This is a genomic window from Mitsuaria sp. GD03876 (assembly GCF_029840635.1).
Taxonomy (GTDB): domain Bacteria; phylum Pseudomonadota; class Gammaproteobacteria; order Burkholderiales; family Burkholderiaceae_C; genus Roseateles.
Genome location: NZ_JAOCCU010000060.1, coordinates 25,501 through 35,868, shown reverse-complemented (window position 1 = coordinate 35,868; position 10,368 = coordinate 25,501). Strand labels below are relative to the sequence as shown.

Sequence of the window (10,368 nt, the reverse complement as noted above, 5' to 3'; positions counted from 1 at the left end):
CGATCCGCCGCGGGCGCGCTGGTGGCGGACGCGGTGGCTCGCTCCGCCGCGGGCGCACCGGCGGCGACGGCCGTCATGGACAAGGACAGCGCTGAGGCCGCGAGGGCGGTCGACAGGGCAACGGAAACGAACGAAGGAAAGGAGTCGCGCATGAGCATCGATTTCAGCAAGGCGGCCGGCGTGCATGACGACGCGCTGCGCCTGCGCGCCGAGAGGACCAAGGTGCTGTCCTCCAACATCGCCAACGTCAGCACGCCGGGCTACCAGGCACGCGACATCGATTTTGCCGCGTCGTTGCGCGCCGCACTCGGCGGCGGCGACGGATCGGGCGACGGCTTCGACGCCGGGCTCGCGCTGGACACCGGCGCCCAGGACCCGCAGTACCGCGTGCCCTACCACCCCTCGCAGGACGGCAACACCGTCGAGCTGGGCGTGGAGCAGGCCGCCTTCGCGCAGAACGCGCTCGATTTCCAGACCAGCCTGACCTTCGTGAACATGAAGCTCAAGGGCCTGGCCAAGGCCATCAACGGCCAGTAACCGCCGCCTCGACACCCCAAGGGGAAGCCCATGTCCTTCAAGCAGATCAGCCAGATCGCCGGTTCGGCGATGTCCGCGCAGACGGTGCGCCTGAACACGATCGCCAGCAACCTGGCCAACGCGCAGTCCGCCGCCGGCAGCGAGGCCGCGACCTACCACGCCCGCAAGCCGGTCTTCGCCGCGCTGGCCGCGCGCGAGGGCCTGGGCGACGCGCAACTGGCCGGCACGCGGGTGCAGGTGCTGGACGTCGTCGAGAGCCAGGAGCCGCTGCGCAAGGCCTACGAGCCCGAGAACCCGCTGGCCAACGAGAACGGCGAGGTCTTCTATCCCAACGTCAACCCGGTCGCCGAGATGACCGACATGCTCTCCGCGTCGCGCGCCTTCGAGACCAACGTCGAGGTGCTGTCGCGGGTCAAGTCGATGCAGCAGTCGCTGCTGCGCCTGGGCGACGCCTGAATCCGCCCCCCGCGAGGAACCCGCCATGACCACCGCCGTCAACAACAACGCGAGCAGCAACTCCCCGTCGGCCAACGACGCCATCGCCGGCAACGGCCTGGGCGGCGACGGCGGCGGGCTGAGCTCGCTGTTCACCACGCTGCTCGTCGCGCAGATCAAGAACCAGGATCCGCTGTCGCCGCAGGACCCGTCGCAATTCGTCAGCCAGCTGACCCAGCTCAGCCAGGTCGAGTCGATGCAGAAGCTGGCCTCGCAGGGCCAGACCAACGCCGGCATGCTGGCCAGCCTGCAGCTGATGACGCTGGGCGCGCAGGTCGGCTCGACGCTGCAGGCCTCGGTCTCGCAGCTGCAGCTCTCGGGCCAGCCGGTCCAGCTGCGCTTCACGCTGGACGCCGCCAGCCCCGACAACACGCTGGTGCTGACCGGCGGCGACGGCCGCGAGCAGCGCATCGCGCTGGGCGCGCTCGGCAAGGGCGAGCAGGCCTACACGCTGGACCCGGCCAAGCTGAGCCTGGGCGACGGCCAGTACGCGATCAGGTTCGAGGCCAAGGACAAGCGCGGCGTGCAGGTCGAGACCGTGGCCCGCCTGGACGGCGTGCGCCTGGCCGGCGACGGCAGCGTGATGCTGCAGCTGGCCGGCGTCGGCGAGATCGCGAGCCAGGCCATCACGCAGTTCAAGGGCCGCGCCGCCTCCTGACGCCGCGCCGCGATCCCGCTTCCCCAGTTCCGAAGTTCCCCTGAATCCAACGCCTACGGAGGCCCCCATGAGTTTCGAAATCGCACGTTCGGGCATCAACGCGGTCAACGCCAGCCTGGAGACCATCAGCAACAACATCGCCAACTCCGGCACCTACGGCTTCAAGTCCAGCCGCAGCAACTTCTCGTCGATGGTCGCGGACAGCCATCCGACCGGCGTCGAGGTGGGCTCGATCTCGCAGTCCATCGAGACCGGCGGCGGCCTGTTCAACACCGGCCGCGGCATGGACGCGATGATCCAGGGCCGCGGCTTCTTCGCGGTCAAGGGCAACGACGGCCAGACGCTGTTCACCCGCGTGGGCCTGTTCAACGTCGACAAGGAGGGCTACGTCGTCGACAGCCTGGGCCGCAAGGCGCAGGGCTACGCCGCGGTGCTGGACGCCAACGGCCGCCCGGTGCAGGGCGCCGGCCTGGGCGCCTTCGGCGACCTGCGCGTGGCCACCGGCACCATCCCGGCGCAGCCCAGCGACCGGCTGAGCTTCAACGGCAACCTCAGCGCCGACTGGACCGTGCCGGCCGTGGCGACCTTCGACAAGGACGATCCGCGCAGCTTCAACAGCTCGGTGACCTCGGTCGTGTACGACTCGCTGGGCACCAAGCACAGCGTCACGCAGTACTTCGTCAAGACCGGCACCGGCACGCTGAACGCGTACTACAGCTTCGACGGCGCGGCCCCGGCCGGTCCGGGCGCGACGATGAACTTCGACGCGCAGGGCCAGCTCACCGCGGTGCCGGCCGTCACGCTCAACGCCACGCCGGGCAACGGCGCGGCGCCGATCGCGATGCAGATCGACTACACCGGCACGACGCAGTTCGCCGGCGACACGACCACCCGCACCAACGAGTCCAACGGCTATGCCGCCGGCACCCTGACCGGCACCAGCCTGTCGGAGGACGGCTCGCTGATCGCGACCTTCAGCAACGGCGAGAAGCAGACGGTGGGCACGATCGCGCTGGCGACCTTCGCCAACGAGGGCGCGCTCAAGGCCGTCAGCGACACCAGCTGGACCTCCACGCCCGACAGCGGCGTGGCGCTGTACGCGCGCCCGGGCGCGGGCACGGCGGCCAAGCTCAGCGCCGGTGCGCTGGAGCAGTCCAACGTCGACGTCACCGGCGAGCTCGTCAGCCTGATGAGCGCGCAGCGCAACTACCAGGCCAACACCAAGCTCATCTCGACCGAGAACGAGATGATGCAGGCCCTGATGCAGGCCGTCTGACGCGCCGCCCGAGCCCGACGAGCGAAGCGAGCCCCCGATGGACGCCCTGATCTACACCGTCATGAGCGGCGCCGAGCGCATCCAGCGCGCGCAGGCCGTGCATGCCAACAACCTGGCCAACCTGGAGACGGCGGGCTTCCGCGCCAACCTCGAGCAGGCCAACGCCGCGACCGTCAAGGGCTACGGCTACGACGCGCGGCACCTGGCGCAGGCGCGCTCGGACGTCGTCAGCGCCCGCGCCGGCGGCCAGCGCGACACCGGCCGCGACCTGGACCTGGCCATCCAGGGCGAGGGCCTCTTCGCCGTCGCGCAGGACGGCCCGTCGGGCCGCGAGGCCTACACCCGCGGCGGCAACTTCAGCGTCGACGCCGACGGCACGCTGCGCCTGGGCCGCCACGCGGTGCTGGGCGAGGGCGGCCCGATCGTGCTGCCGCCGCACGACCGGCTGGAAGTCCAGCCCGACGGCACGATCGCCATCCTGGCCAACGGCCAGCCCGAGCTGCAGACGGTGGACCGGCTCAAGCTGGTCAAGCCGCCGTTCTCGCAGCTGACCAAGAACGAGGCCGGCCTGCTGGTCACGCGCGACGGCGCCGCGCCGGCGGCCGACGCGTCGGTGCAGGTCGCCAAGGGCAAGCTGGAGGCGAGCAACGTCTCGGCGGTCGAGGAGATGGTCGCCACGATGAACCTGGCCCGCGATTTCGAACTGCAGATGCGGCTCTTCAAGGCCGCCGACGGCATGGCCGACACCGGCAACCGGCTGGTGCGCGAGTGACGCGCCGCCTGCCCCGAATCCAACCCGATCACCGCATTCCCCGAAGGAGTCCCCGATGAACCCCGCCATGTGGATCAGCAAGACCGGCGTGCAGGCGCAGGACGCCAAGCTGCAAGCGATCGCCAACAACCTGGCCAACGTCAACACCGTCGGCTTCAAGCGCGACCGCGTGATGTTCGAGGACCTGTTCTACCAGGTCGAACGCCAGCCCGGCGCGCAGGCCGAGGACGGCAGCGCCTCGCCCACCGGCGTGCAGCTGGGCAACGGCACCCGCATGGTCGGCACGCAGAAGGTCTTCACCAACGGCAGCCTGCAGACCACCGGCCAGAACCTGGACGTGGCCATCGTCGGCAACGGCTTCCTGCAGGTCGAGGGCCCGAACGGCCGCCCCGCCTACACCCGCGCCGGCCAGTTGAGCGTCAGCCCGGAGGGCCGGCTGACCAACGCGCAGGGCCAGCGCCTGCAGCCCGAGATCACGATCCCGGTCAACGCCAAGTCGCTGACGATCAGCGAGAACGGCGTCGTCGCGATCACGACCGCGGACAACGCCGCGTCGCAGGAGATCGGGCAGCTGCGCCTGACGCAGTTCGTCAACCCGGCCGGCCTGCTGGCGCTGGGCGACAACCTGTACCAGGAGACCGCGGGCAGCGGCGCGCCGACCGAGGGCGTGCCCGGCGAGAACGGCCTGGGCAAGCTCAAGCAGGGCGCGCTGGAGGGCTCCAACGTGCAGGTCGTCGAGGAGATGGTCGACATGATCGCGGCCCAGCGGACCTACGAGATGAACACCAAGGTGCTCTCCGCGGCCGACAACATGCTGCAGGTGCTGGCGCAAGCCGCCCGCTGACCGGAGCGAGGACCATGCCGCCGATCGCCGTCCGTCCCGTTGCCCGCGTGCTTGCCGGTTTTCCTGCCCCTGTGCTGGCCCGTGTGTCGGCCCGTGCGCTGGCCCGCGCGCTGGCCGTGGGCGCCGCGCCGATGCTCGCGCTCGCCCTGGGCGGCTGCGCGGCGATCGCGCCGCCGCCGCTGCCCAGCGCCGATCCGGGCGGCTTGCCGCTGCCGTTGTCGGAACCCACGCGGGCGGCGGGGGGCGGCGTCTTCGTCGCCGGCCGCAGCGCCAGCCTGATCGCCGACACGCGCGCGTTCCGCGCCGGCGACGTGCTGACGATCGTGCTGGAGGAGGCCACGCAGGCCAGCAAGAGCGCCAACACGCAGAGCGCGAAGAAGAGCGGCAGCGACTTCAACCTCGACCTGAACGGCAAGCAGCGCGCGTACGGCATCAACGGCAACCGCGACTTCAACGGCAGCGGCAGCAGCACGCAGCAGAACACCTTGCAGGGCGCGATCACGGTGGTGGTGCAGGAGGTGACGTCCAACGGCCTGCTGCGCGTGCACGGCGAGAAGAGCCTGACGCTGAACCAGGGCGAGGAGCTGATGCGCGTGGCGGGGTATGTGCGCCCGGCCGACGTCGACAGCGAGAACCGCGTCTCCTCGCAGCGCGTGGCCAACGCGCGCATCGCCTACAGCGGCAAGGGCCAACTGGCCGACGCCAACACCCCGGGCTGGTTCACGCGCTGGTTCAACAGTCCCTGGAATCCGATCTGAGGCCATGACCGCCATGAAGAAACTCTGGATCACGTGGGCGCTGGCCCTGGCCGCGGCCGCGATCGTCGCGTCCCCGGTGCAGGCGGCGCAGGCGCTGCGGCAACTCGTGGACGTCGAGGGCGTGCGCGAGAACCAGCTGCTGGGCTATGGCCTGGTGGTGGGCTTGAACGGCAGCGGCGACAGCACGCAGGTGAAATTCGCCGGCCAGTCGGTGGCCAACCTGCTGAAGCAATTCGGCGTGAAGCTGCCGGAGAAGACCGAGGCGAAGTCGCGCAACGCGGCCGCCGTGATGGTGAGCGCGAGTTTCCCGGCCGGTTATCGCCGGGGCCAGTCGATCGACCTCACGGTGTCCTCGCTCGGCGATGCGAAGAGCCTGCGCGGCGGCACCTTGCTGCTGACGGAGCTGCACGCGGCCGATGGTGAGGTGTACGCGCTGGCGCAGGGCAACCTGGTGGTGACCGGGTTGAACGCGCAGGGGCAGAGCGGGTCGAGCGTGACGGTGAACACGCCGACGACGGGCCGGGTGCCCAACGGCGGGAGCATCGAGCGCGAGATCGCGACCGACTTCGATTCCCGGCCGGACGTGGTGCTGAACCTGAAGCGGCCGGGCTTCCAGACGGCGACGCAGATCGTGGAGGCGCTGAACCGGCGCTTCGGCGACGGCGTGGCGACCACGCGGGACGGGACCAGCGTGTCGGTGCGCGCGCCGGCGGATGCGACGCAGCGGGTGGCGTTCGTCGCGCAGCTGCAGGCGATGCCGATCGAGGCCGCGGCGGCGCTGCCGCGGGTGATCTTCAACTCGCGCACCGGGACGGTGGTGATCGCCGACGGCGTGAAGGTGCGGCCGGCGGCGGTCTCGCATGGGTCCCTCAAGGTGGTGATCAGCGAGTCCCCGCAGGTCAGCCAGCCCAATGCGTTCAGCCAGGGCCGCACGCAGACGGTGCCGCAGTCGCAGCTGCGCGTGGACCAGGGCGACGGACGGATGTTCCGCTGGCCGGCGGGGACCTCGCTGCAGGCGATCGTGGACATGGTCAACAGCATCGGCGCGAACCCGGACGACCTGATGGCGATCCTGCAGGCGCTGGACCAGGCCGGGGCGATCGAGGGCGAACTGCAGGTGATCTGACGCCCGACGACCCTCACCCCGATCCTCTCCCGCAGTGCGGGAGAGGGCGTACTCCACCAGCGGACCGAGATGATCGATCTACAGAAGACACAGGTCGCCCCCGGCTTGGGCGACGTGACCGCCGACGCGGTGCCGGCGCCCGCCTTCGACGCGCGCGTGCAGGCCAAGGCCACCGAGGCCGCCGTCAAGTTCGAGGCCTTCTTCATCAAGCAGATGATCGGCCAGATGCGGGCCGGCACCCGCACGCTGGCCGGCGACGAGGACGGCGAGGGCAAGCGCGCCAGCCAGGACATGCTCGACTTCGCCGACGGCCTGGTGGCCGACGCGCTGGCGCAGCAACGCGCCTTCGGCATCGCCGACCTGATGCTCAAGCAGGTGTTGCCGGCCGCCGGCTTAAGTCCCGCCCCCGCCGGGTCGCCTTCCCCAGGCAAGACTTCCGTCACTCCGCCGACGACCCCATGAGCATCCTCCTGAACGGCCTCACCGGCGCGCAAGCCGCCCAAGCGGCGCTTGGCGCCACCAGCCAGAACGTCGCCAACGCGATGACGCCCGGCTTCACCCGCACCGGCGTGCTGCTGGGCTCGGTGCAGACGCCGCAGGGCGGCGCCGGCGTGCAGGTGTCCAAGCTGCTGCGCTTCGCCGATGGCTTCAAGAACGTGCAGCTGTGGCAGGCCACCAGCCAGCTCGGCCAGTACGGCGCCGGCCAGTCCTACCTGACCCAGCTCGAGCAGGTCATGTCCGACGACACGGCCAACATCAACCACGGCATCGACCAGTTCTTCGCCGCGCTCAACGCCGCCAGCGTGCAGCCCGAGTCGGGCCCGCTGCGCGAGGCGGTGCTGACCGCCGCCGACGGCCTGGTCAAGCGCTTCGACAGCCTGCAGCAGCTGATGGCCAACCAGCAGACCGCGATCGCGACGCAGCGCGACGGCGTCGTCAACCAGGTCAACGCGCTCACCCAGGACATCGCGCTGCTGAACAAGCAGATCGCCGCCGGCCGCAGCGCCGGCATGAACGACGCCGGCCTGCAGGACGCCCGCGACGAGAAGATCAAGGCGCTGTCCGCGCTGGTCGGGCTGCAGGTGGTGGACACGCCGGACGGCGCCAAGAGCGTCTCGCTCAAGGGCGGCCAGCCGCTGGTCGTCGGCGCCGACGCCGCGGTGATGGCCACCAACGGCCCGGCCGCGCTGAAGATCCAGTTCGCCAGCACCTCGTTCACGCTGTCCGACGTGGGGCAGGGCGGCCAGCTCGGCGGCCTGGCCGACCTGCAGAAGCAGGTGCTCGGGCCGATGCAGACGACGGTCTCGGAGCTCGCGCTGGGCATCGGCAACGCCTTCAACGCGCAGCTGGCGCTGGGCTACGCGCCGCCGGCCGCGACGCCGGGCCAGCCGCTGTTCGACACCAGCGGCGGCCGGCTCAAGATGACCGGCATCACCGCGGCGCAGCTGGCGTTCTCGTCCAGTCCGACCGTCAGCGGCGACAGCGGCAACCTGACCGCCCTGATCGCGCTGAAGAACAAGCCGATGACGATCACCACCTTCGACGCCGCCGGCAACGCCGCCGGCAGCGCCGCGGTGATCACCGGCGACGTGTTCACGCAGCTGGTGGGCAAGCTGGGCGTGGCGAGCTCGCTGAACCAGGCCTCGCAGAAGACCGCCACCACGGTGCGCGACCAGGCCGAGGAGGACTGGAAGTCCAGCGCCGGCGTCAACACTGACGAGGAAGCCATCAACCTGATGCAGTACCAGCAGATGTACCAGGCCAACATGAAGGTGGTGGCGGTCGCCAACCAGCTCTTCGACAGCACGCTGCAGATGCTGGGCTGAGCCCGCGTCCCCCAGCTCGCCCCGCTTCCCCCGACGATCACCGAAGGACGCCCCATGCGCATCGCCAGCAACCAGTACCACGCGACGATGAACAGCGCGCTGCAGGCCGCCAACGAGGGCCTGACGCATGTCATGCAGCAGATGGCCTCGGGCCAGCGCGTGCTCAAGCCGTCGGACGACAGCATCGCCGCGCTGCGCCTGGCGCGGCTGTCGCGCGAGGAGTCGTCGCTGGCCCAGTACCGCGACAACATCGGCGCGCTGCAGAGCCGGCTCAAGACCAGCGAGGTCACGCTGGACAGCATCCGCGAGGACTTGCAGGCCACGCGCGACCTGCTGGTCTGGGCCGCCGACGCGGGCAACACCGGCGACGACCTGAACGCGATGTCGGGCTCGGTGAAGACGCTGCACGACAGCCTGCTGTTCCTGGCCAACAGCAAGAATGCCGAGGGCCGCTACCTGTTCTCCGGCACCGCCAGCGACCAGCCGACCGTCGACCCCGCCTACGCCTTCCTGGGCAACACGCAGGCGCAGCAGGTCGCCGTGGCCGACAACATGTCGGTCAGCGCCAATGTGTCGCTCGAGGGCATGGGCGCCTTCCTGCGTCAGATGAACACGCTGGGCGGCCAGCTCGCGACGCCGGGCGTGACCGCCGAGGGCGTGCATGCCGACGTGACCGCGCTGATCGCGGCGCTCGACCAGACGCTGGGCGACGTGGCCGGCAAGATCGGCCAGCTCGGCGGCCGGCAGAACATCCTGTCGACGCTGGACACCAACCATGCCTCGGTCAGCCTGGCCAACCAGCAGAGCGCGCTGGACCTCGGCCAGGTCGACTACGGCGAGGCCGCGACGCGCCTGAACAGCTACACGCTGGCGTTGCAGGCCACGCAGAAGGCCTATGCCAAGGTCAGCCAGCTGAGCCTGTTCGATGCGATCTGAACTGCCGGTCGCGACCGTTCCCGCGCAGCGCGCCGCCTGGACCGGCAGCGCGGCCGGAGAACTGACGACCGCCGGCACCGCGCTGCAGCGAGCGCCGCAGGCCGCGCCGGTTCCGACGCCGACCGCCGGCTTCCCGCCCGCGGTGCCCGCGTCGCCCGCCATCGCCGAGCTGGCCGCCGCGCCGCTGCGCGCGGAGGAGGGCGCTTCCGCGGCGCGCGAACCCGGCGCGCAGCTGCGCCTGGGCAAGCTGCAGCAGGGACTCGATTACCTCGACCGCCTCGCCGCGGCGATGCAGCAGCTCAAGGGCGGCCTGAGCGAGACGCTCGCGCGCCAGGCGCCGGTGTCGGCGGCGCTCGGCGCGCAGGTCGAGCAGCTGCGCCAGACCTGGTCGCAGCGCACCCGCGACGCGGGCGGCCGTGTCGACGGCGAGCTGCAGGCCGCGCCCGAGGACGGCGCGGCGCGCCAGCGCTTCAAGCTGCGCGGACTGGACCTCGCGGTGCTGCAGCAGGGGGGCAAGGAGACGCTGCGCCTGCAATTGCCCGGCCAGCCGCAGGACGGCGGGACCTCCGCCAAGCCGATGACGATCGCGGTGACGCTGGACGGCGAGGGCACGCAGCAGCAACTGCAGGCGCTGACCAAGGCGCTGTCGCCGGCCGGGCTGACCGTGCAGGCGCAGGGAACGGAGATCGTCTTCAGCGTCGCGGAGTCGCAATGGCCCGCGCTGCGCGACGGGCTGACGCTGCGCGGGGAGGGCAAGCGCTTCCCGAGCGGCCAGCCGGTGCGCGCGCTGCTGGAGCCGTCGCCCGACGCGCTGCAGCCGCAGCGCTGGGACGTGCAGGAAGCGGCCGGCCAGCGTCAGGCGCTGGGCCAGCTGCTGCAGGCACAGCCGAAGGTCGCGCAGGCGCGCGCAAGGCTGCATGGGCAGCTCGAGGCCGCGGCACCGCCGTCGGCCTCGATGGCGCCGGCGCAGGCCGAGGCCCTGGCGGGCGCGCTGTCCGGCACCTTGTCAGGCGCCGAGTACAGCGATGTCGGCGCGCTGCTGCCAGCGCTGCGCGGCATGCACCGGCAGCGGGTGCGGCAACTGCTGGCGTGATGGCCAGATGCCAGATGCCGGATGCCTGATCGCTTGATCGCTTGATC

12 protein-coding genes are annotated in these 10,368 nt (G+C 71.0%); all 12 read left to right on the top strand.

The annotated features are described in order from the left end of the window. Positions 1 to 150: 150 nt before the first annotated feature. Positions 151 to 537, top strand: a complete 387-nt coding sequence (flgB, locus tag N5D62_RS25645) for a flagellar basal body rod protein FlgB (RefSeq protein ID WP_279760863.1) — start codon at positions 151 to 153, stop codon at positions 535 to 537. Between the two features lie 30 nt (positions 538 to 567). Next, positions 568 to 993 (top strand): flagellar basal body rod protein FlgC, encoded by a 426-nt coding sequence (gene flgC / locus N5D62_RS25640; protein WP_279760862.1) that lies wholly within the window; start codon positions 568 to 570, stop codon positions 991 to 993. Positions 994 to 1,018: 25 nt separating this feature from the next. Then, complete coding sequence (locus tag N5D62_RS25635; protein ID WP_279760861.1) at positions 1,019 to 1,690, top strand: flagellar hook capping FlgD N-terminal domain-containing protein; 672 nt, start codon at positions 1,019 to 1,021, stop codon at positions 1,688 to 1,690. Between the two features lie 67 nt (positions 1,691 to 1,757). Next, entirely contained in the window at positions 1,758 to 2,966 is a 1,209-nt protein-coding gene (locus N5D62_RS25630; protein ID WP_279760860.1) for a flagellar hook-basal body complex protein, read from the top strand. Positions 2,967 to 3,003: 37 nt separating this feature from the next. Beyond that, positions 3,004 to 3,738: a flagellar basal body rod protein FlgF gene (gene flgF / locus N5D62_RS25625; protein ID WP_279760859.1), complete on the top strand. Its 735-nt coding sequence runs from the start codon at positions 3,004 to 3,006 to the stop codon at positions 3,736 to 3,738. Positions 3,739 to 3,793: 55 nt separating this feature from the next. After that, the gene (flgG, locus tag N5D62_RS25620) at positions 3,794 to 4,582 is read left to right on the top strand and encodes a flagellar basal-body rod protein FlgG (RefSeq protein WP_279760858.1); all 789 of its coding nucleotides are present in this window, start codon (positions 3,794 to 3,796) and stop codon (positions 4,580 to 4,582) included. Between the two features lie 14 nt (positions 4,583 to 4,596). Beyond that, positions 4,597 to 5,340 (top strand): flagellar basal body L-ring protein FlgH, encoded by a 744-nt coding sequence (gene flgH, locus N5D62_RS25615; RefSeq protein ID WP_279760857.1) that lies wholly within the window; start codon positions 4,597 to 4,599, stop codon positions 5,338 to 5,340. 13 nt (positions 5,341 to 5,353) lie between these two features. Further along, the gene (locus N5D62_RS25610; RefSeq protein ID WP_279760865.1) at positions 5,354 to 6,466 is read left to right on the top strand and encodes a flagellar basal body P-ring protein FlgI; all 1,113 of its coding nucleotides are present in this window, start codon (positions 5,354 to 5,356) and stop codon (positions 6,464 to 6,466) included. Positions 6,467 to 6,535: 69 nt separating this feature from the next. Continuing rightward, positions 6,536 to 6,928: a flagellar biosynthesis protein FlgJ gene (locus N5D62_RS25605; RefSeq protein ID WP_279760856.1), complete on the top strand. Its 393-nt coding sequence runs from the start codon at positions 6,536 to 6,538 to the stop codon at positions 6,926 to 6,928. After that, entirely contained in the window at positions 6,925 to 8,292 is a 1,368-nt protein-coding gene (flgK, locus tag N5D62_RS25600) for a flagellar hook-associated protein FlgK (RefSeq protein ID WP_279760855.1), read from the top strand. Before N5D62_RS25605 ends, flgK begins: the two co-directional genes overlap by 4 nt. A gap of 54 nt (positions 8,293 to 8,346) precedes the next feature. Next, positions 8,347 to 9,228, top strand: coding sequence for a flagellar hook-associated protein FlgL (flgL, locus tag N5D62_RS25595; RefSeq protein ID WP_279760854.1), 882 nt, complete (start codon positions 8,347 to 8,349; stop codon positions 9,226 to 9,228). Continuing rightward, positions 9,218 to 10,321, top strand: coding sequence for a hypothetical protein (locus N5D62_RS25590; protein WP_279760853.1), 1,104 nt, complete (start codon positions 9,218 to 9,220; stop codon positions 10,319 to 10,321). Before flgL ends, N5D62_RS25590 begins: the two co-directional genes overlap by 11 nt. Positions 10,322 to 10,368 lie beyond the last annotated feature (47 nt).

What these genes read in the sequence shown, in the direction of transcription:
- flgG (WP_279760858.1), top strand. Translation starts at nt 3,794, where the DNA reads ATGAACCCCGCCATGTGGATCAGCAAGACCGGCGTGCAGGCGCAGGAC.
- N5D62_RS25590 (WP_279760853.1), top strand. Translation starts at nt 9,218, where the DNA reads ATGCGATCTGAACTGCCGGTCGCGACCGTTCCCGCGCAGCGCGCCGCC.
- flgH (WP_279760857.1), top strand. Translation starts at nt 4,597, where the DNA reads ATGCCGCCGATCGCCGTCCGTCCCGTTGCCCGCGTGCTTGCCGGTTTT.
- flgB (WP_279760863.1), top strand. Translation starts at nt 151, where the DNA reads ATGAGCATCGATTTCAGCAAGGCGGCCGGCGTGCATGACGACGCGCTG.
- flgF (WP_279760859.1), top strand. Translation starts at nt 3,004, where the DNA reads ATGGACGCCCTGATCTACACCGTCATGAGCGGCGCCGAGCGCATCCAG.
- N5D62_RS25610 (WP_279760865.1), top strand. Translation starts at nt 5,354, where the DNA reads ATGAAGAAACTCTGGATCACGTGGGCGCTGGCCCTGGCCGCGGCCGCG.
- flgC (WP_279760862.1), top strand. Translation starts at nt 568, where the DNA reads ATGTCCTTCAAGCAGATCAGCCAGATCGCCGGTTCGGCGATGTCCGCG.
- N5D62_RS25635 (WP_279760861.1), top strand. Translation starts at nt 1,019, where the DNA reads ATGACCACCGCCGTCAACAACAACGCGAGCAGCAACTCCCCGTCGGCC.
- flgL (WP_279760854.1), top strand. Translation starts at nt 8,347, where the DNA reads ATGCGCATCGCCAGCAACCAGTACCACGCGACGATGAACAGCGCGCTG.
- flgK (WP_279760855.1), top strand. Translation starts at nt 6,925, where the DNA reads ATGAGCATCCTCCTGAACGGCCTCACCGGCGCGCAAGCCGCCCAAGCG.
- N5D62_RS25605 (WP_279760856.1), top strand. Translation starts at nt 6,536, where the DNA reads ATGATCGATCTACAGAAGACACAGGTCGCCCCCGGCTTGGGCGACGTG.
- N5D62_RS25630 (WP_279760860.1), top strand. Translation starts at nt 1,758, where the DNA reads ATGAGTTTCGAAATCGCACGTTCGGGCATCAACGCGGTCAACGCCAGC.